This is a genomic window from Deltaproteobacteria bacterium, from assembly GCA_016709225.1.
Taxonomy (GTDB): Bacteria; Myxococcota_A; Polyangia; order Nannocystales; family Nannocystaceae; genus Xiheibacterium; species Xiheibacterium phototrophicum.
In genome coordinates this window covers 3429467-3449375 of record JADJEE010000012.1, presented here as the reverse complement: position 1 = coordinate 3449375, position 19909 = coordinate 3429467, and the positions used below count along the sequence as shown (strand labels likewise).

Annotated in this window: 16 protein-coding genes; 10 read left to right on the top strand and 6 right to left on the bottom strand. The window is 71.3% G+C overall.

Annotated elements, in window-relative coordinates; genetic code table 11:
• Positions 1-7: 7 nt before the first annotated feature.
• Entirely contained in the window at positions 8-1156 is a 1149-nt protein-coding gene (locus tag IPH07_39285; protein ID MBK6923498.1) for a hypothetical protein, read from the top strand.
• On the opposite strand, the gene IPH07_39280 is transcribed toward IPH07_39285, so the two are convergent.
• Both IPH07_39280 and IPH07_39275 read right to left on the bottom strand, forming a co-directional pair.
• The gene (locus IPH07_39280; GenBank protein MBK6923497.1) at positions 1153-3354 is read right to left on the bottom strand and encodes a lycopene cyclase domain-containing protein; all 2202 of its coding nucleotides are present in this window, start codon (positions 3352-3354) and stop codon (positions 1153-1155) included. The two genes, IPH07_39285 and IPH07_39280, sit on opposite strands and share 4 nt — an antisense overlap.
• A 5-nt stretch (positions 3355-3359) precedes the next feature.
• Entirely contained in the window at positions 3360-4265 is a 906-nt protein-coding gene (locus tag IPH07_39275) for a polyprenyl synthetase family protein (GenBank protein MBK6923496.1), read from the bottom strand.
• 89 nt (positions 4266-4354) lie between these two features.
• Between IPH07_39275 and crtI the strand changes: the two genes are divergently transcribed.
• The 3 genes from crtI to IPH07_39260 are packed head-to-tail and all read left to right on the top strand — an operon-like array spanning position 4355 to position 7913.
• Positions 4355-5917, top strand: a complete 1563-nt coding sequence (gene crtI / locus IPH07_39270) for a phytoene desaturase (protein ID MBK6923495.1) — start codon at positions 4355-4357, stop codon at positions 5915-5917.
• Between the two features lie 23 nt (positions 5918-5940).
• Positions 5941-6765, top strand: a complete 825-nt coding sequence (locus IPH07_39265) for a carotenoid 1,2-hydratase (protein ID MBK6923494.1) — start codon at positions 5941-5943, stop codon at positions 6763-6765.
• Positions 6762-7913: a glycosyltransferase gene (locus IPH07_39260; protein ID MBK6923493.1), complete on the top strand. Its 1152-nt coding sequence runs from the start codon at positions 6762-6764 to the stop codon at positions 7911-7913. Before IPH07_39265 ends, IPH07_39260 begins: the two co-directional genes overlap by 4 nt.
• On the opposite strand, the gene IPH07_39255 is transcribed toward IPH07_39260, so the two are convergent.
• From IPH07_39255 to IPH07_39245, 3 genes are read right to left on the bottom strand one after another with little or no spacing between them, the layout of a single operon-like run.
• Positions 7833-8639 (bottom strand): lysophospholipid acyltransferase family protein, encoded by an 807-nt coding sequence (locus IPH07_39255; protein ID MBK6923492.1) that lies wholly within the window; start codon positions 8637-8639, stop codon positions 7833-7835. The two genes, IPH07_39260 and IPH07_39255, sit on opposite strands and share 81 nt — an antisense overlap.
• A complete protein-coding gene (locus tag IPH07_39250) occupies positions 8636-9583 on the bottom strand; it encodes a phytoene/squalene synthase family protein (protein MBK6923491.1) in 948 nt (315 codons plus the stop codon). Before IPH07_39250 ends, IPH07_39255 begins: the two co-directional genes overlap by 4 nt.
• Entirely contained in the window at positions 9573-11099 is a 1527-nt protein-coding gene (locus tag IPH07_39245; GenBank protein MBK6923490.1) for a phytoene desaturase, read from the bottom strand. The genes IPH07_39250 and IPH07_39245 overlap by 11 nt, the downstream gene beginning before the upstream one ends.
• Before the next feature lie 133 nt (positions 11100-11232).
• Here IPH07_39245 and IPH07_39240 point away from each other — a divergent pair, with 133 nt between their 5' ends.
• Entirely contained in the window at positions 11233-11907 is a 675-nt protein-coding gene (locus IPH07_39240) for a hypothetical protein (GenBank protein MBK6923489.1), read from the top strand.
• A gap of 38 nt (positions 11908-11945) precedes the next feature.
• On the opposite strand, the gene IPH07_39235 is transcribed toward IPH07_39240, so the two are convergent.
• Positions 11946-13160: a hypothetical protein gene (locus IPH07_39235; GenBank protein ID MBK6923488.1), complete on the bottom strand. Its 1215-nt coding sequence runs from the start codon at positions 13158-13160 to the stop codon at positions 11946-11948.
• Between the two features lie 161 nt (positions 13161-13321).
• Here IPH07_39235 and gyrA point away from each other — a divergent pair, with 161 nt between their 5' ends.
• The 5 genes from gyrA to IPH07_39210 all read left to right on the top strand — a co-directional run bounded on the left by gyrA (position 13322) and on the right by IPH07_39210 (position 19861).
• Positions 13322-15988 carry a DNA gyrase subunit A gene (gene gyrA / locus IPH07_39230; GenBank protein ID MBK6923487.1) on the top strand — a complete coding sequence of 889 codons (2667 nt, stop codon included), beginning with the start codon at positions 13322-13324 and terminating at the stop codon, positions 15986-15988.
• Positions 15989-16080: 92 nt separating this feature from the next.
• A complete protein-coding gene (locus IPH07_39225; protein MBK6923486.1) occupies positions 16081-17058 on the top strand; it encodes a hypothetical protein in 978 nt (325 codons plus the stop codon).
• 92 nt (positions 17059-17150) lie between these two features.
• Positions 17151-18149: a 3'(2'),5'-bisphosphate nucleotidase gene (locus IPH07_39220; GenBank protein MBK6923485.1), complete on the top strand. Its 999-nt coding sequence runs from the start codon at positions 17151-17153 to the stop codon at positions 18147-18149.
• A 59-nt stretch (positions 18150-18208) separates the two neighbouring features.
• The gene (hemL, locus tag IPH07_39215) at positions 18209-19534 is read left to right on the top strand and encodes a glutamate-1-semialdehyde 2,1-aminomutase (protein ID MBK6923484.1); all 1326 of its coding nucleotides are present in this window, start codon (positions 18209-18211) and stop codon (positions 19532-19534) included.
• Between the two features lie 27 nt (positions 19535-19561).
• Positions 19562-19861, top strand: coding sequence for an AtpZ/AtpI family protein (locus tag IPH07_39210; protein MBK6923483.1), 300 nt, complete (start codon positions 19562-19564; stop codon positions 19859-19861).
• The last annotated feature ends 48 nt before the right edge of the window (positions 19862-19909 follow it).

The window sequence follows — 19909 nt, the reverse complement described above, 5'->3', positions numbered from 1 at the left end:
TCGATGGATGCGCGCGACGCAGATCGCCTGTGCGGCAGTGCTCGCGCTCGCGGCCTGCGGCGACACCCGCGAGAACCCCGACGGGGTCCTGACGACCGCGACGACCCAGCCGGATCCGACCACCACCACCGACCCCACCGCGGCCGACACCAGCACCACCACCGGCGAGCCCGTGCTCGATCTCGGCGTCGCCGACCTGCCGTCGGAGGAGTGCGCGGGCATGGCGTTCGACGCCGAAGCAAAGCTGCGCGGCGCCGACGTGGTCATCGTGGTCGACAACTCGTCGAGCATGAACTTCGAGATGGCCGAGGTGCAGTCGCGCCTCAACGACTTCGCGCAGGCGATCTCCGACGACGGTATCGAGGTCCGTGTGGTGCTGCTGACGGCGGCTGCGATGGGCTACTACAACAACGACTGGGTCGCCACGCCGATCTGCATCGACGCGCCGCTCGGCAGCGGCTCGTGCAGCTCGATGCCCGCCCAGGGCACCGTCGCCGACGACAGCAACCAGCCCGATTTCCTGCACATCGACCACTACGTCAACAGCTACAACTCGCTGCCGGTCATCATCGAGCAGCACGACAACTGGGGCCCCTTCACCGACTCCAACGCCGCGCTGCACTTCGTGATCGTCTCCGACGACGACTCGTTGCAGCCGGCCGGCTACTTCACGTCGAACTTCCAGATGATCGAGCCCGACCGCGCGGCCATCGTTCACGCGGTGGTGCCGACCACCGATTGCCCCGAGGCGTCGAAGATCGGCGAGCAGTACATCCAGCTGGCGGAGCTCACCGGCGGAGTGGTCGGTGACCTGTGCGATCAGGACTTCGTGGGGGTCTTCCAGGTGCTGGTCAACGCCGTGCAGCAGGAGTCGAACCTGCCGTGCCAGTTCGACGTGCCGGTGCCCCCCGACGGCCAGGACTTCGACCCCGCGCAGGTGAACGTCGAGTTCGACGATGGGCAGGGTGGTAGCCTCGACATCGGCTACGTCGACGCGGCGGCCGATTGCGCCAACGTCGAGCACGGCTGGTACTACGACGATCCCGCGGCCCCCACGACGATCTTCGTGTGCCCGCAGACCTGCGACGCGATCCAGGGGTTCGTCGGCGCACAGGTGCAGGTCGTGCTCGGCTGCGCGACGATCCCCGCCGGCTAGAGCTGCCGGCTTTCGGCGCGCTGGGGCTGGCGTGCGGGCAGGAGCCCGTGCAACGGCACCGTCCACACCGGCACGCCCTGCACGCCCTCGTGTTCGCAGATGCGATTGACGGCAAAGCGGGCCGAGGTGTGCGCAGCCTCCATCAGCATCGCCGGCACCGGCAGCCGCACCCAGTCGCCCGCGAACCACAGCCGCTCGATGCCGCTGTCGGTGGTCGGGCGATCGCGGCGCATGCCGACGTGAAGCGCGGTGAAGTCGTCGCGGATCTGCAGGTGCTCGTGCACCACGTGGGCGCCGACGCTCTCGGGGACGAATCGACGCAGCTCGTCGCGCAGCGCGCCGGCGACCGCGTCGTCGCCGAGATCGTCGGGCACGGCGTAGCAGTGCAGCTCGAGCACGCTGCCGCCGTGGGACGACCGCCACGCACGCGCGCGCGGATCGGTGCGCTCGACGAAGGCGATCGCGTCGAGCACTGTGACCCGCTCGGTGATCACGAACGGCGGCAGCTCGGCACCGAGCGCGCGATCGAACCACAGCCGCATGACCGCGTAGCGCTGACCGGCGCGCAGCGACGGACTCGGCGTCGCAGCGGGACCCAGGGCGGGCGAGGCCGCCAGCAGCCGCGCGCAGGCGGCCGCATCGGTGGCGAGCACCACGTGGTCGTAGCGATCGCCGTCGACCTCGATGCCACCGACGACCGGGCACAGCTCACCGACGCTGCGCCGCAGGTGCAGCCGCACGCCGCGATCGACGAGGCACCGGGCGATGGGGTCGACCAACGCTTCGTCGTAGCTGCCGTCGAGGTAGTCGTAGACCAAGCCGCGATCGTGCGAGAGGTAGTAGAAGTGGAAGCTGCGCACGAGCTCCGCCATCGACACGCGGTCTTCGTCGGCGAAGAACGCCCGCGCGAAGGTCGAGAACACCATGCGCAGACGCGGGGGCAGACCGGCGCCGTCGGCCCAGGCCGCGAAGCTGGTCGCGTCGAGGGTCTCGTCCTCGCACGCCGCGTCGTAGCGCAGCAGCTGCTCGAGCGCGCGACCGGTGCGCGGGCGCAGCACCTCGCGCCAGCGGAACAGGCCCTGGCCCGCCAGCCCCAAGAGGTTGAGGCCCGGCGTGGTCGCGACGTCGGCGAAGCCGAAGCGACCGCCATCGCGGGCAAGGATGGCGTAGTCGGGGATCGGTCGCAGGCGTCCGCGCAGGCCCAGCTCCTCGAGCCACGCGTCGAGGTTGTAGTAGTGACGAAAGAACGCGTGGAAGCCGTGCTCGACCGCCGCCTCGAAGCCGTCGTCGAGCCGCTCGCGCCAGGCCGCGAGCTTGCCCCCGAGCACGTTGCCGCGCTCGAACAGCTCCACGGTGAAGCCGCGCCGCGCCAGCAGCTCGGCGGCCGACAGCCCCGCCAGGCCGCCGCCGATCACCGCCACGCGCACCGGCTTCGCCGGGGCTGACGCACGCGCACGGCCGCCATCGGTGAAGCGGTGGCGATAGCCACCGAAGCGGGCGCCAATCCACCGCATCGGCCACGACGGCAGCGGTCTGCGTCCGCGGGCGCGCTGGTAGATCACCGTGGTCACCCACACCAGCGCGAGTCCGAAGCCGTAGTCTTCGATCGGCACGGTGCCGATGTGCAGGCCGAGCTGCTCGGCCTCGGCATAGCGCACGATCGGCCGCGCGGTGAGGTAGCCGTTGAAAACCGTGGTGAGCGCGACCACGGCGAGTGCGTGTCGCCGTCCGGCAGCGGAGCGGGCGACCGCGGTGCCACAGGCCTCGTCGACGATCGCCGCCGCCGCGAGCGCCAGGGCCACGAGCGCGGTATAGCCACGGCCGCACGCCGCGGCGACCACCGTCGCGGCGGCCGCGGCGATCACGATCGGCCACGTGAAGTTACGTCCGACCGACTGCGGCCGACCACCCAAGCTGACCAGCTCCCACGTCACCAGGCACGCGAGCGGCACGACGAGGAAGAAGCCCAGCTCCTCGAGCGGCAGGCCCAGCAGCTGCGGACCGAGCACCCGCGTGGGCTCGAACCACCAGTGCCGATCGACCACCGCGATGTCCCACAGCACGAACGGCAGCGCGCCCCACAGCGTCGCGCGCACCATCGGCGCCCACGCGCCCACCAGCCAGCCGGGTCGCAGCAGCCGCAGCGCGAGCAGTGGCACCGCCACGAAGAGATCGAACAGCAGGTACTCCGCGGCCATCGAGATCACGCGTCCGCCACGGCGGCGTCGCGGACCAGGGTCGCACGGTGGCTGAGGCGGCGCGCGGGAAAGAGGCGCGCACAGGCCTCGTCGAGCCAAGCATGCAGTCGCGGCGCCGCGGCACATCCGGGCACGTCGTCGCGCATCGCCTGCAGCACCTCGTCGAGCTTGGTCCACGCACGCTCGAGCCCGAGCTCGATCGCCGCACTCGGACGCGCGTGCACCACGTCCTGCCCCACCGGCTTGCCGAGCTCGGTCGGCGTGCCGACCAGGTCGAGCAGATCGTCGGCGATCTGATAGGCCTCGCCGAAGCGGGCCCCGAGCGCGCGCCACGGCCCGTGGTCGACACCCGCCGCGATCGCGCCCATGCAGGTGGCGGCCTCGAACAGCGCGCCGGTCTTCGCGTGGTGGTAGCGCGCAATGTCGGCCTGCGGCTCGCCCTCCCACGCCTGACCCGCGACCAGGCCACCGTTGCCGCCGGTCGCCCGTGCGAGCACGCTGAGCGCGGGCAGCAACCGCGGATGGCGGGCGCACGCGTCCGCGAGGGTTTCCATCGCTGCGACGATGAGCCCGTCGCCGACCAGCACCGCCGTCGACTCGCCGTACTTGGCGTGCACGGTGGCGCGCCCGCGCCGGATCGGCGCATTGTCGAAGCACGGCAGGTCGTCGTGGACCAGCGAGGCGCAGTGCATGAGCTCCACCGCGGCCGCGGCGTCCTCGGCTGCGGCCCGGCCGTCGTCGTCGACGCCGCAGGCATGGGCAACCGCCATCAGCAGCCGCGGGCGCACCCGCGCCCCACCGGGGAACACGGCATGACGCATCGCGGCCGCCAGCCGCGGTGGGGTCCGCTGGCCCACGGCGTGCCCGAATGCGCGGACCAAGGCCATCTCGACGTGGTCAGGACGTCCCATCGCCCTCCCCTCTCTAGCAGGTGTCGAATGTTCGTCAAATCTTGGCCAGAGCATCGACAAGGGGGCCCGAACCACTAGACTGGGCGGCGATGGCCCACCCCTCGAGCACGCACCCGGTCGTCGTCGTCGGCGGCGGCATCGGGGGCCTGGCGTGCGCACTGGCGGCCTGCGGCCGGGGGCTCGACGTCGTCGTCCTCGAGCGCGCCGAAGCCGTCGGCGGCAAGGTCCGCGTGGCGGCGGTGGGCGATCGCGAGATCGACTGTGGCCCGACGGTGCTGACCATGCGTGCGGTGTTCGACAGCCTGTTCGAGCGCGCGGGCCTGCGGCTCGACGAGTGGCTGCAGCTGCGCCCGCTGTCGTGCCTGGCCCGCCATGCGTGGCGCGATGGCAGTCGACTCGACCTCTACACCGACGAGGCCCGCAGCGCGGACGCGATCGCGGACTTCGCGGGCAGCCGCGAGGCCGACGGCTACCGCCGTTTCGTGCGCTACGGCGCCGAGCTGCTGACGCGGCTCGAGCAACCGTTCCTGCAGCACGACAACGACGGCCTGCTGGCGATGATGGGGCGCGTGGGCCTGCGTGGCCTGCCGGGGCTCTCGAAGGTCGACTTCGGCCGCAGCATGTGGACCGCGCTCGGCGACTTCTTCGAGGACGCGCGGCTGCGGCAGCTGTTCGCGCGCTACGCCACCTACTACGGCTCGTCGCCCTTCTCGGCGCCTGCGACCCTCAACCTCATCGCGAGCGTCGAGCAGCGCGGCGTGTGGGCCATCGAGGGCGGCATGATCGCGCTGGCGCGGGCCCTGGCAGGAGCGATCGAGCGCTGCGGCGGACGCGTCCTCACCGGCTGCGGGGTCGCGCGCCTCGAGTGCGGTGGCGATGGGCTGGTCGACGCGGTCGTGCTCGACGACGGCCGCCGCATGCCATGCGCGGCGCTGGTGTGGAACGGCGACCCGCGGATGCTCGCCGAGGGCTCGCTCGGCGACGCGGTGGAGCGCGCGGTACGGCCGACCGCCGCGGCAGACTCGCTGTCGGCGATGACCTGGTCGATGCTCGCGCGACCGACGGGGCTCGAGCTCGCGTACCACACCGTGTGCTTCAGCGACGACTACGTCGCCGAGTTCGACGAGCTGTTCACCCGGCGTCGCGTGCCCACGCACCCGACCGTCTACGTGTGCGCGCAGGACCGCGTCGGCCCGGCCCCGAGCGGCGACGAGCGCCTGTTCTGCCTGGTCAACGCACCGGCCGGCACGCCCCACCCCGAGGACGAGGAATCGACATGCCGAGCACGCATGCTGGAGCAGCTGTCGGCCTGCGGGCTGAACTTCGAGCGCACGGACGCGTCGCCGATCGTGGCCCACACGCCGAGCTCGTTCGCGGGCCGATTCCCGGGGACGCGTGGCGCGATCTATGGGGCGGCGACCCACGGTGCGATGGCGCCGTTCCAGCGCTACCGTCACCGCACGAAGATTCGCAACCTGTGGTTGGTCGGCGGCGCGGTTCATCCGGGTGCGGGTCTGCCGATGGTGACGATGGGCGGATCCTGGGTCGCCGACGCGTTGGCCACGGCCCTGCCTTCGACACCGCGGTCGCGTCGGGCGGCTACCTCTGGTGGTACGTCGACGGGATCTCCGACGACGGGCAGCATGCGCTGACGGTCATCGCGTTCGTCGGCGCGGTGTTCTCACCGGCCTACTTCCGCGCCCGTCGACGCAGCCTGCTCGCCGATCCGATGCTGCACTGCGCCCTCAACGTGGTGGTGCACGGGCCCGGCGGCGACGCGTGGGCGCTGACCGAGTACCGCGGGCTCGCGGTGACGCGGGAGCGCGATCGTCTGCAGCTCGGCGACAGCCTGCTCGAGCGCGATGACGATGGTCTGAGCATCACGCTGCGCGAGCAGACCTCACCGTGGCGCCGGCCGATCCGCGGTCGCGTGCGGCTCGAGGTCGACGCGTGGACGGACACCGAGCTCGCGCTCGATCGCGCGACCCGCCACTGCTGGTGGCCAGTGGCCCCGAGCGCGCGCATCGAGGTCGAGCTCGAGCGACCGCGGCTGTCGTTTCGCGGCAGCGGCTACCACGACAGCAACGCCGGCATCGAGCCGCTCGAGTGCGCGCTCGCGGGCTGGAGCTGGTCGCGGGCGCCCACCGATGACGGCGTGGCGCTCCTCTACGACGTGCGCGCGCAAGATGGCGAGGCTCGAAGCCTGGGGCTGCACATCGACCGGCAGGGCCGACGCGCGCCCCTGCCCGCGCCCGATCGCGTGGCGCTGCCGCCCACGCGCTGGCGACTGAGCCGGCCGACCCGCGTCGATGCCGGCGGCGACGCGACGCTGCGGCGTAGCCTCGTCGACACGCCGTTCTACGCGCGATCGCTGATCGACACTCGGCTGCACGGTGCCCAGCGCACGGCCGTGCACGAGAGCATCGCGCTCGACCGCTTCGTGCGACGCTCGACCCAGCTGATGCTGCCGTTTCGCACCCGTGGGGTCGGCTGGTGGTGATCGCCGGCATGCTCGCGGCGTGGTGGCTGGCCATCGCCGCGGTCACGGTCGGCGCCCTGCGCAGGCCTGGACGCCGCGGGGTGACCACCTCGCACGGGGCCGACGCGCGTGCCTGCGCGGGCGCGCGGGTGCTGCTGGTGCGCCCGTGCACCGGCGACGCGGCCTCGACCCGTGCGGCGATGGCGACGCGTCCCCACGTCGGAGCCGACGTCCAGCTTCGTTGGGTCGGTGTGGTCGCAGAGACTGCCGACCCCGCGTGGCCGTTGGTGCAGCACACCGCGGCTGCACTTCGCGACGCCGGCACCGACGCGCACGCGCTGGTGTCCCACGCGCGCGGACCCAACCGCAAGGCCGAGCAGATCGACGCCGCCGTGCGACGCTTCGGCGGCGACGTCGACGCGATCGTGGTGGTCGACGCCGACGTCGATCTCGACAGCTTCGCGCTGGAGGCCGTGCTGGCATCACTGCTGGTGGACCCCGGGGTCGGCGTGTCGTGGAGCGCACCGGTCGAGGTCCACGCGCACACCCGCGGCGACCGGCGCTCGCGGGCGATCCTCGGCGGTTCGCTGCACGCGTTCGTGTTGCTGCGGGCGCTCGATCCGGGGCTGCTGGTCGGCAAGCTGTTCGCGATCCGCCCCGCCACGCTCGCAGCCATCGGCGGCGCCGCGAGCCTGCGGCTCCACCTGGGTGAGGACTTCGAGCTGAGCCGTCGCGTGCGCGAACAGGGCCTGCGCGTGGTGTGCTGCGACGCGGTGGCGACCTCGCTCGTCAGCGATCGCGCCTACGCGACGGTGCTCGATCGCTACACGCGGTGGCTGGCGGTCGTGCGAGCGCAACGGCCCGCGCGCATGATCAGCTATCCGCTGCTGTTGGCGGCGGTGCCCCTGCTTCTCGCGCTCGCGGTCGCCTGTGCGCCCGCACAGCCGTGGATCGCCGCGACTGCGATCCTCGCGACGCTGCTGCTACGACGCGCGATCACCTGGCTGGCGGCCGCACGCGCCGGGCTGCCTCGCGCCATCGCCCTGCACGAAGCACTGGCCGGCGACGTGCTCTTGCTGCACGCCTGGCTACGGGCGCTGCGCGGCGCCCCGATCGCGTGGGCTGGCCAGCGGCTTCGGCTCGGCCGCGACGGCCGCCTGCAGCCGTGAGCCGCCGCGGGCGATCACCCACCCTGCGATGGCATCGAGCAGGCGCGTCGCGAGCCCGGGTCGCTCGTCGCGGGTGAACCACGTCGGCAGGGCGTCGGGGGCCGCATCGTCGAGACGTTGCAGGCACGCGAGCACGCCGTCGCGCAGCTGCGCGGTGACCACCGCAGGAACCGTGGCAGTGGGCACGAGCGCAGCGCCGCACGCGACCTGCAGCGTCGGTCGCTCGTGGGTGCCGAAGCGGTAGCGCAGCCCGATCGGCACCACCCGCAGGTTCGGCACGCCCATCGCGATGCGGGCCGCGCCACCCTCGAACTGCAGCGGGTGATGGGCCGGAGCGATGGTCCCCTGCGGGAACACCCACACCAGGCGGCCAGGCCGATCGAGCAGCGACTGCGCGTAGCGCAGCGCCTCGACGCCATCGCGACGATGCCCTCGATCGACCCCGAAGCCGCCGACGAAGCCGAAGAAGCGCACGTGGGCCAGCTGCTGCGCGTCCATCATCGCGTAGGCATCGACCCCGAGCCGCCGATGCGACAACACCACGGCCACCACCGCATCCCACCACGACGAGTGGTTGGCGATCGCGAGCACCGGCCCCTGCGCCAACGCCTCGCGCAGGTGCTCCACGCCATCGAGCGCGGCGTCGTGGAAGCATGCCCGCAGCCGCCGGTCACAGTGTCGCGCGAACCATCGCGCAAACGCCGGCCAGCGGTATGCGGGGATCACTGGACCGCGCTCGCGGCCGCGATCAGGAACTGCGCCTGCGGCAACGCGGGGGCATCGAGACCGGCGCGACCGCCCCGGTGCCAGCGCGATCGCAGCAGCCAGAGCAGCTTGCGCACGGTACCCACGTGGGCGCGCCGCGACATCGCATCGCAACCGTGGGCCCGGAGATCGCGCCCGATGTCGGCGTAGATCCGCGAGGCAGCACGCATCGCCGGGCGACAGTCGGCCGGCAACGCGTCGATGCCAGGCTCGGCGGCTGCGTAGTAGCGGTCGGCCAGCGCGAGCACCCGCTCGACCACGCTCGCGAGTGCGGGCGAGTGCGCGGGACATCGCAACCACGCATCGCGGGCGATGCCGGCCTCGGCCAGCCATGTGCGTGGCAGGTACGCACGCCCGTTGCGAGCATCCTCGCCGACGTCGCGGGCGATGTTGGTCAGCTGCATCGCCACGCCGAGATCGCAGGCCCGCGCCAGCGTGTCGGCGTCGTGGACCCCCATCATCGCGGTCATCGCGATGCCGACGCTGGCGGCCACGCGCACTGCGTAGGCCAGCAGCGCGTCGAGGTCCTCGATGGCGGCGCCGGTCGAGTCGCGCGCGAAGCCGTCGAGCAGCGCCTCCGGCACCTCGCGCACGATGCCGTGCGTGTGCACGCAGCGGCACAACGAACGCTCGACCACGTCGTCCGCGGGCGCGTTTGCATAGACCCGGTCGAGCATGGCGTGCAGGCGCACCAGTGCGGCTTGGGGATCGTCGCCGAGGTCGATGGCGTCGTCGGCCACGCGACAGAACGCATAGAACGCCGCGGTTGGCACTCGCAGTCGGGAGGGCAGCAACCACGCGGCGGTGGCGAAGCTGCGCGAGCCGCTGGCGAGCAGCCGTCGGCAGGCCGCGTCGTCGCGAGCGGCCTGGTCGACGGGTACGAGCGCGTGCGACTCAGGCGGCATCGTGTCGGGCCTCGAGCGAAGCGACGACCGCGGGCTCGCGCCGCGCGGCCAGTGCCTCCTGCGCCGAGGGTACCACGCGGTCCAGCACGCGCGCCGAAGACAACACCCCCGGCACGCCCGCACCCGGGTGCGTGCCGGCGCCGACCAGGTACAGTCCCGAGATGTCCTCGCTGCGGTTGTGCGGGCGGAAGAACGCCGACTGCAGGAGCACCGGTTCCATGCCGAAGGCCGCGCCCTTGAGCGACAACAGATCGTCGCGGAATCCCAGCGGCGTGAGCGTCCGCGAGCTCACCAACGACTGCGACAACCCCGGCAAGATGGTCTGATCGAGGAACTGCTCGAGCTTGCGTCGGTAGGGCTCGGTCTCCACGGTCCAGTCGACGTCGGCGTCGAGGTGCGGCACCGGCGAGAGCACGTAGAAGCCGTCATGCCCCGCGGGCGCCAGCGAGGGATCGCTGGCGGTCGGCCGGTGCAGGTAGAGGCTGAAGTCGGGTGCCAACCGCTTGTGCTTGAAGATGTCGTCGAGCAGGGGCTTGTAGCGGGGCCCGAGCATGATGGTGTGGTGCGCGACGTCTTCGTAGCGTCGATTGGTGCCGAAGTACCACACGAACAGGCTCATCGAGTAGCGGGCCTTCTCGACCCGCGCGTCGGTCCAGTGCTTGCGCGCGCTGGCCGGCAACAGGTGCTTGTAGGTCCAGCCGGCGTCGGCGTTCGACACCACCACGTCGGCGTCGATCCGCGAGCCGTCGGCGAGCACGACGCCGCGCGCGGCACCATCGACCACGTGGATCTGCGAGACTTCCACGTTGCAGCGCACGCGGTTGCCCTGGCCTTCGATGAGCCGCACGAGGCCGTCGACCAGCGCCCCAGTGCCGCCCTTGGGGAACCACACCCCGAAGCGACGCTCGAGGTGGCAGATGAGCGAGTAGATCGAGGTGGTCTCGAACGGGTTGCCGCCCACCAACAGCGGGTGGAACGAGAGGATCTGCCGCAGTCGATCGTTGCGCACGAACGACGAGACCAGCCCATAGACGGTGCGATAGCTGCGCAGCCGCATCATCTCCGGCACGATGCGCGCCATGTCGGTCCAGCGATCGAACGGCACGTGGGCGAGCTGCTCGAAGCCGACCTCATAGATGCGCCGGCTCATGTCGAGGAAGCGCTCGTAGCCATCGACGTCCTCGGGCGCGAGCCGCTGCACCTCGGCACGCATGGCCTCGGGGTCGCCGGTGTAGTCGAACAGCGCGCCGTCATCGAAGCGGATGCGGTAGAACGGGGTCACCGGTAGCAGCTCGACGTCGTCCTGCAGCCGACGGCCGCACAGCGTCCACAGCTCCTCGAACAGGAACGGCGCCGTGATGACGGTCGGCCCGCCGTCGAAGGTGAAGCCGTCCTGTTGGTAGACGTAGGCGCGACCGCCGGGGCGATCGCGGCGCTCGAGCACGGTCACGTCGTATCCGCGGGCGCCGAGGCGAACCGCCGCCGCGAGGCCTCCGAAGCCGCTTCCGATGACGATGGCGTGGGGCCTGGATCGAGGGTCGCGGTCGCGGGGTTCGGTCTGCACGTGTCGAGTCTATCGTTGAACCAACCTTTGACAACCAGCCTTGACGGCCCCGGGTTCTCGCCTAGCCTCTGCCCCGGAGTCCGCCATGTCCGCCACCTTGTCCCTCATGCTGCTCGCGAGCGTGCTCCCCTTTGCGGCGGTCGAGGAAACGGCGCCGCGGACGGTGCTGTGGGCCGGCCACCAGGTGAGCTACGGCTCACGGCGCATCCCGTTCCGCGGGCGGGTGAAGACCCGCTCGGAATCGCTGCTGTTGGCGCGGGTCCGTTTCGATGGGACGCGACTGCACGTGTCACAGATCGCGTGTGCGGTCTTCTTCGACGAGGTCGCGGGCGCACGGGTCAGCGTCGACGCCGACGCGCTGCCGCGCTCGAACATGACGTTCAACCTGCGCGCCGACGGCGACGGGTATGGTGCCGGCTCCGAGGTCGCCTGGGGCGCGGAGGACATCGACGACGATGGGCACCCGGGCATGACGGTGAGCGTGGACGCGCCGGTGTGCGCCGGGGATCTCTACGTCAGCAACCGCTCACTGACACGCTCGGTCGGCCGCTTCGAGGCCAAGCGCTTCGTCGGCGACGCGCGCGTGACCGTGCACCAACACGTGCTCGGGGCCCGCGGTCGCTGCCTCGAGACCTTCGCCGACGACACGCTCGAGAACGTGCGCGGGCCGTTCGCCTACGTCGAGATTCCGGCCGGCACCACCTGCGGGGATCTCATCCGCAAGGGCTGGCCAGTCGACGCCGAGACGCCCGACAGCTGAGCCCAAGGCAGCCCCGGTGGTTCGGCTCGTGCCGCGCGTCAACGCCAGATGTCGGTGATGGGGGCGGCCTCGGCAGCGTGGCCGAGCCGCGGGACGCCGAAGCCGTCCTCCCACGTCGCGAGCAGCGAGTAGTGGTCGTAGGGGAGCTCGGTGACCGCGCCGGGCTCGACCAGCGGCGATACCACGATGAAGGGGATCGGCGCGTCGCCGATGCTGTTGTCCTGCTCGTCCCACACCACGAAGAGCACGTCGCGACCACCGTCGGCGAAGCCAGCCGTGCCGAGGATGGTCGCGAGGTTGGCGCTCGCCCAGGTGTCGCCGTGGGTCACCGGGTTGCCGCCGCAATTGTCGTGCATGTCATTGCAGAGGTCCGGCGAGATCATCGAGAAGCGGCGGGACTGGGCCGCGAGGTCGCCTGCGAAGTCGCCGTAGTCGCGCAGGTGCTCCTGACACCGCGGCGCGTCATCGAACACGTTGCTGTAGTACATGAACGGCAGATGCTTGGTCGCGTAGTGCACCGCGTTGTCGTCGTCGGGGTTGCACGGCGTGCCCATGCCCTCGCCATACTCGCGCCAACTGATGCCGGCCGCGTCGAGTTGATCACCGAGGTGCTCGACATCGGCCGGGCAATCGCAGCCCGAGGCGATGAGATTGCACGTGAGCTGCGAGCAGTCGTTCTCGGGCCCCGGGTGGCAGTCGCACGCGACACCTTGGGTGTCGCCAGAGGTCATCGCGAGGTAGTTGGGCAGGCTCGGGTGCATCACCGAGTTGAAGGCCGTGGCGTAGGCACCGATCTCCGCGAGCCCGTCGAGGTAGGGCGCGTGCCCCATCACCGAGGTCAGCGAGCGGTTCTCGAAGATCACCACGAACACGCGATCGAACTGCGGCACACCGGTCGTGCTGGCGCAGTAGCCCGCGGGCGCGCACACCCACGGCGCCTCGCAGGCCGGGCCGTCGCCGCAGCCACCGGCATCGTCGGCGGTGGTGCTGCCGTCGACGCCGGTGGTCGCCTGCGTGGTCATGCCGGTGGTCGCATCGCTCGTCGCGGTGGTGCCCGCGCTGGTGCTGGCGGTGGTGCCCGCGGTGGTCGTCGCGCTCGCGCTGCCGCTGCTGTCGCCGCTGCCGGAGCCACTGCCGTCCGACGAGCCGGCGCCCGTCCCCGAGCTCGCGCCGCCGCAAGCTGCCGCGATCGCGCACGCCAGCGAAGAGATCCACCACACCCGCCCGAGACCGCCGCCAACGCCCGAATTCATCGCTTCGCAGTGTCCGCAGCGCGGGCGCGCGGCGTCGATCGCCGGCGCGGGGCGTCAGCGCACGCGCGACCCCGGCGAGGCTTGGGATGCACGGCCGATGAGGGTATCCTCCGCACGCCCCTGGAGGCGTTTCGAACGCCGGGCGCAACGTCTGCCGACCCATGAGCTCAGAACAGAAGACCGCGCTGAACATCGAAGACGAGATGCGGAGCTCGTTCCTCGATTACGCGATGAGTGTGATCGTTTCGCGCGCGCTCCCGGATGCGCGCGACGGCCTCAAGCCAGTACATCGTCGCGTGCTGTACGCGATGAACGAGCTGCGCAACACGCATACGCAGCCGTACAAGAAATCCGCGCGCGTCGTCGGCGACGTCATCGGCAAGTACCACCCCCACGGTGACCAGTCGGTCTACGACGCGCTGGTTCGGCTCGCGCAGAGCTTCTCCATGGGGTACCCGCTGGTCGACGGCCAGGGCAACTTCGGCTCCGTCGACGGCGATGCGCCGGCGGCCATGCGCTACACCGAGGTGCGCATGCAGAAGCTGGCGAGCGAGCTGCTCGCCGACATCGACAAGGAGACCATCGACTGGGTCCCCAACTACGACGACAAGGAGTTCGAGCCGAGCGTGCTGCCCACGCGGGTGCCGAACCTCCTGCTGAACGGCGCGGTCGGCATCGCGGTCGGCATGGCGACCAACATCCCGCCGCACAACCTCACCGAGCTGGTCGACGCCACGCTCGCGCTGATCGACACCCCCGAGATCGACATCCGCGGCCTGCTGCAGATCGTTCGCGGCCCCGATTTCCCCACCGGCGGCCTCATCATCGGCCGCACCGGCATCATGCAGGCCTACGCGAGCGGGCGCGGCAGCATCACGGTGCGCGCGCGCTGCGAGATCGAAGAGGACGAGAAGGGCCGTGAGGCCATCGTCGTCACCGAGATTCCGTACCAGATCAACAAGGCGCGCCTCATCGAGCGCATCGCCGAGCTGGTGCGCGACAAGAAGCTCGAGGGCATCTCGGACGTGCAGGACTACAGCGATCGCACCGGCATGCGGATGTGGATCCAGGTCAAGCGCGACGCCGCCGCCCAGGTCGTGCTCAACAATCTCTACAAGATGACCGATCTGCAGACCTCGTTCGGGGTCAACATGATCGCGATCGTCAACGGCCGCCCGCAGCTGCTCACGCTGCGCGACGCGCTGCTGCACTTCATCGATCACCGCCGACAGGTGGTGACCCGCCGCTCGCGCTTCGAGCTGCGCAAGGCGATGGAGCGCCGCGAGATCGTCGAGGGCCTCGGCGTCGCAGTCGACGCGATCGATCGCGTCATCGCGATCATCCGCGGCTCGAGCGATCCCGACGCCGCACGCGAGGCGCTGATGGCCGAGCCGCTGATGGGCTACGCCGGCTTCCTGCAGCGCTGCGGCCGCCCCGAGGCCGAGATCGAGGCCGCGCGCCAGGGCCCCTACCGCCTGAGCGAGCGCCAGGCGCGGGCGATCCTCGACATGCGCCTGCAGCGACTGACGGGGCTCGAGCGCGAGAAGATCGAGGGTGAGTACCGCGAGCTCTCGGCCGAGATCGCGCGACTCGAGGCGATCCTCGCCGACCACACGCTCCTCATGAAGGAGATCCGCGAGGAGCTGGTCAAGATCCGCGTCGAGTACGGCGACCCCGAGGGTCAGGGTGCCGGCCCGGGCGGGCCGAACACGCCCGGCTCGCGTCGCACCGAGATCGTCGAAGGCGAGGAGGAGATCGATCCGATTGATCTGGTCGCCGACGAGTCGATGGTCGTCATGCTCACGCGCAACGGCTACATCAAGCGGCTGCCCTCGGAGGAGTACCGGGTGCAGGGCCGCGGCGGCAAGGGTGTGAAGGGCGGTGGCGGGCGCGACGACACCGACTTCGTGACCGAGGTGTTCGAGGCCACCGCGCACGCCACCGTGCTGATGTTCACCAACACCGGCCGCGTGTTCCGCAAGCGGGTGTTCGAGCTGCCGCTCGGGCGTCGCGACAGCGCCGGCAAGGCGCTGGTCAACTTCCTCGAGCTCCGTGACGGCGAGAAGATCATCGAGATGGTGCCGTTCCGTCAGGCCGATGTGACCGACCAGCACCACATCGTCACCACCACCAAGAACGGCTACATCAAGCGCACCGCGTTGTCGGAGTACGAGAACATCCGCACCACCGGCTTGAACGCGGTCGTCATCGACGACGACGACGAACTCATCGCGGTGCGCTTCACCGACGGCAAGCAGCACATCATCATGAGCTCGGGCGACGGCATGTCGATCCGCTTCGATGAGAACGAGGTGCGCCCGATGGGTCGCCAGGCCCGCGGCGTGCGCGGCATGGGCCTGCGCGACGGCGACACCGTGGTCGCGATGGACGCGGTCTCGCCCGACGCCCAGGAAGACCTCCTGACGCTGTGCGAGAACGGCTATGGCAAGCGCACGTCGGTGACGGAGTACCGCACACAGAGCCGCGCCGGCCTCGGCCTCATCACGATCAAGGTCACCGAGCGCAACGGCAAGGTCGTGGGCAGCCTGTTGGTCCGCAGCACCGACCAGCTGATGGTCGTGACCAGCGGCGGCAAGGTCATCCGCACCCGAGTCGACGAGATCAGCGTGCTCGGCCGCAACACCCAGGGCGTTCGCATCATTCGTACCGATGAGGGGGAGCGCGTGGTCGCGGTCGCGCGCCTGGTCGAGGGCGAGGGCGACAGCGAGGTCGAAGGCGAGGCCGGTCCGACCGCGGCCGGGGGTGAAACCATCGGCGAGACCGAGGGCAACGACCCCGGTGACGGCGAGCCGAACGCGGACGCCTGAGGGGCGGGGCGGGCCGCGGTTTACGGGCGGTTTTCGGAACGAACGCCGAACGCGAGCGGAACCACATTGCGCCGCGCGCCATGCTGGCTTCCATGCCGAGCAACCGCATCCGTTCCACGTTCCTCATGTGCTTCGCCCTGGCCGCGCCGCTCACGGTGGCGGCCTGCGATCAGCAGGACGACGAAGCCACCGCCGTCGAGAGTCGCAGCGATGCGCAGGCTGACGCTGGCGAGCGGCACTCGCCGGTCGATCGCCTGTGCGCCGCGCTCGAGTGCTCCGACGCGCAGGCCGAGCAGCTCGCGAAGCTGCTGCCCGCGATGCCGCACCGCGACCACCCCGACGCGTCCGCGTTTGCAGCGGCGAACGCCGCGCTCGCCGATGCCTACCGCGCCGGCGACTTCGATGCCGATGCGCTCGACGCGTGGCGCGAGGCCGTGCACGACGGCGACGCCAAGCCCAAGCTGACCGCCGAGAGCGTGCTGGCGATCCACGCTGCGCTCGACGCCAAGCAGCGCGGCACCGTGGCCGACATGCTCACCGCCCACGGTCCGCACGGCCTGCTCGGCGGTGGGCACGGCGGGGGCAAGCGCGGCGGCGGCCACGGCAAGGGCAAGCGCGACGGCGAGGCCGGTGGCAAGCACGACCCCGCGATGTTCGCGGCCAAGATGGCCGAGAAGACCTGCGAGCCGCTGTCGTGCAGCGCCGAGCAGCTGCAGCAGATCACCGGCATCTTTGCCGACGCGAAGGGCAGCCGCCCCGAGCGCGGCGACACCGACACCGCCTTCGCGGATGCGTTCCGCGGCGCCAGCCTCGACGCCGGCACCGTGCGGGCGTACCTCGCGGGGCTCGACGCGGCCCACGAGACCCACGCGAGCCGCCGCGAGCAGACCGCAGTCGCCGTGCACCACGTGCTCACCGCCGATCAGCGCGAGATCGTCGCAGCGAAGATCGCCACCGAGGGCCCGCACGCGTTGATGGGCGGCAAGCACGGCAAGCACGGTGGCAAGCACGGCAAGCGCGGTGGCAAGCGCGGCCGCGGCGGCGACGAGAACAAGACCGCCGCGGGCTGAGGCATCGGCCGCAGGTCGGCACACGCGCGACCGCCCGGGATTGCCCGGCGGTCGCGCGTTCGTTGGTTGTCGCTGATACGCTCTCGCGAGTCGTGAGCACCGCGCAGCTGGACCCCGAGACCGAGATCGCAATCGACGCCGTCCGTGCCGCCGCACGCGTGTGCCGAGCCGTCGCCGCAGGCCACATCGACGCCGTCACGAAGGCCGACGACAGCCCGGTCACCATCGCCGACTTCGCCGCGCAAGCGGTCGTCATGCACCGCCTGCAGCAGCGCCTCGGCGCGCCGACGGTGGTCGGCGAAGAGGCGGCCGAGGTCCTGCGTGGCGACGAAGCGCTCGCCGATGCGGTGGTCGCCGCTGCGCGGGTGTCGTGGCCCGACGCGACCCGCGACGCCGTGCTCGCGGCGATCGATGCCGGTGCGGCGCGCCAGGCCGACGGTCGCTACTGGACCCTCGATCCCATCGACGGCACCAAGGGCTTCCTGCGTCGCGGCCAGTACGCAGTGTGCCTGGCGTGGGTCGAGGGCGCGTCCCCGTTGCGAGGCGTGCTCGCGTGTCCGAACCTCTCCCGGGCCGCCGACGGCTCGCCCGCGCAGGTCGATCCGTCGGGCGTCGTGTTTGCCACCGACGGCGTGGCGCCGGTGGTGGTCACCGGTATCGACGACGACCGCCGCGAGCACCTGCCGAGCACGCCCGCCGCGATCGAGGGTGCGCTGGTGATCACGCACTCGGTCGAGTCCGGGCACACGCGCATCGACAACGTCGACGAGGTGGTGCGACGCCTGGGGCGAGCGTACGCCGCCATGCCGAGCGACTCGCAGGCGAAGTACGGTCTGGTCGCGCGCGGCCAGGCCCACGCATACCTGCGCATCCCGACCAACCGCACCCGCGTCGAGGCGGTGTGGGATCATGCGGCTGGCACCGCGATCGCATCGCGTGCGGGGATGCGGGTGACCGATCTGCGCGGCGCCGTGTTCGACTTCTCGTCGCCCGCGGGCCTGCGGCACAACTTCGGGATCCTGTGCGCGCACCCGGAGATCCACGGCGCGCTGGTCGAGGCCATCGCAGCGCTCGGGCTCGCCGACGCGTGACCTCGGGCGCCCTCCCCGACCGCCCGCTTCGCGCGCGGCCCTGGTAGGCTCGCGTGCGCATGAGCCCAGCATCCCGAGATGGTCGATCCGGAGCGCGCAGCCACGAGCTGTTCACCGCCGCCCAGCGTGTGATCCCCGGCGGCGTGAACAGCCCAGTGCGCGCGTTCAAGTCCGTCGGTGCCGAGCCGCCGTTCATCCGCCGTGCCGAGGGCGCGCGCGTGTACACCGAAGACGGCGCCGAGCTCATCGACTACGTCGGCTCATGGGGCCCTGCGATCCTCGGCCACGCCCACCCCGAGGTCATCGAGGCGGTCCTCCGTGCCGCCCGCGACGGCCTCAGCTTCGGCGCGCCGACGGCCGCCGAGGTCGAGCTCGCCGATCAGCTGTGCGCGATGGTGCCGAGCCTGAAGGACGGCATGGTGCGGCTGTGCAACTCGGGCACAGAGGCCACGATGAGCGCGCTGCGGGTCGCCCGTGGCTACACCGGGCGCGACAAGATCGTGAAGACCGACGGCGCCTACCACGGTCACGCCGACGTGCTGCTGGTCGCGGCGGGCTCCGGCGCGGCGACCCTCGGCATCCCCGGATCGGCTGGCGTGCCCGACTCGGTGGTCGCCGACACGCTGCTGGTGCCATGGAACGACATCGACGCCGTCCGGGCCCTGGTCGCCCAGCACCCCGACGAGATCGCCGCCATCATCATCGAGCCGGTGGTCGGCAACATGGGCTGCGTGCCGCCGCGCGCGGGCTACCTCGAGCAGCTGCGCGCGCTGACCCACGAGCATGGCATCGTGCTGGTGTTCGACGAGGTCATGACCGGCTTCCGGGTCGCCCGCGGCGGCGCACAGGAGCGCTACGGCGTCACGCCCGACATGACCACGCTGGGCAAGATCGTCGGCGGCGGCATGCCGATCGGCGCCTACGGTGGCAAGCGCGAGATCATGGAGCGCGTGGCCCCGGTCGGCACCGTCTACCAGGCCGGCACCCTCAGCGGAAACCCGGTCGCGGTCGCGGCCGGCCTCGCGACGCTGCGCCTCATCGATCGCGACCCGCCCTACGCCGCACTCGAGCGGCGGAGCGCCGCGCTGGCCGACGGGCTCACTGCGTTGGCCGCGAAGCACGAGCTGCCGTGGCACGGCAACCGCGTGGGCTCGATGTTCACCGGCTTCTTCCAGCGCGGCGAGGTGTGGAACTACGACGACGCCAAACGCAGCGACACCAAGCTCTTCGGCGCCTACTTCCGCGAGATGCTCGCGCGCGGCATCTACCTGGCGCCGTCGCAGTTCGAGGCCGCGTTCGTCTCGGCCGCGCACGACGACGAGGCCATCGCCGCCACCCTCGCCGCCGCCGACGAGGCCATGACCGCCGTCGCAGGTGCACGTTAGCCGCCCGCTGGTAGACTGCACTCGCTGATGTCGCCCGCACCCGAGCCGCGCACTCCGCCCAAGCGAGCGGTGTGGTTTCGCTATACCGACGCGGCCTCGGTCGGCATCGAGATGGCGGTCGCGATCACGATCTGCGCGATCGGGGCGCTATGGCTCGAGCGCAACGTGACGCACTGGTCGCCGTGGACCTCGATCATCGGTGTGTTGCTGGGCATCGGCGCCGCGAGCAAGGCCGTCGTCCGAGCGGCACGCACGTACAAGCGCGAGCTGGCCGAGTCGAACGCGGCCGGCGAGGACCCGCCGCGCGACGACGGCCGCGTGCCCTAGGGCGCCTGCGCTCGGGGTGTGGCCTGTCCGCGCGTCGCATCCCTGCTA

Excerpts from the sequence above, each read along its gene's own strand:
- IPH07_39285 (MBK6923498.1), top strand. The coding sequence starts at position 8 with ATGCGCGCGACGCAGATCGCCTGTGCGGCAGTGCTCGCGCTCGCGGCC.
- IPH07_39280 (MBK6923497.1), bottom strand. The coding sequence starts at position 3,354 with ATGGCCGCGGAGTACCTGCTGTTCGATCTCTTCGTGGCGGTGCCACTG.
- IPH07_39275 (MBK6923496.1), bottom strand. The coding sequence starts at position 4,265 with ATGGGACGTCCTGACCACGTCGAGATGGCCTTGGTCCGCGCATTCGGG.
- crtI (MBK6923495.1), top strand. The coding sequence starts at position 4,355 with ATGGCCCACCCCTCGAGCACGCACCCGGTCGTCGTCGTCGGCGGCGGC.
- IPH07_39250 (MBK6923491.1), bottom strand. The coding sequence starts at position 9,583 with ATGCCGCCTGAGTCGCACGCGCTCGTACCCGTCGACCAGGCCGCTCGC.
- IPH07_39240 (MBK6923489.1), top strand. The coding sequence starts at position 11,233 with ATGTCCGCCACCTTGTCCCTCATGCTGCTCGCGAGCGTGCTCCCCTTT.
- IPH07_39235 (MBK6923488.1), bottom strand. The coding sequence starts at position 13,160 with ATGAATTCGGGCGTTGGCGGCGGTCTCGGGCGGGTGTGGTGGATCTCT.
- gyrA (MBK6923487.1), top strand. The coding sequence starts at position 13,322 with ATGAGCTCAGAACAGAAGACCGCGCTGAACATCGAAGACGAGATGCGG.
- IPH07_39225 (MBK6923486.1), top strand. The coding sequence starts at position 16,081 with ATGCCGAGCAACCGCATCCGTTCCACGTTCCTCATGTGCTTCGCCCTG.
- hemL (MBK6923484.1), top strand. The coding sequence starts at position 18,209 with ATGAGCCCAGCATCCCGAGATGGTCGATCCGGAGCGCGCAGCCACGAG.
- IPH07_39210 (MBK6923483.1), top strand. The coding sequence starts at position 19,562 with ATGTCGCCCGCACCCGAGCCGCGCACTCCGCCCAAGCGAGCGGTGTGG.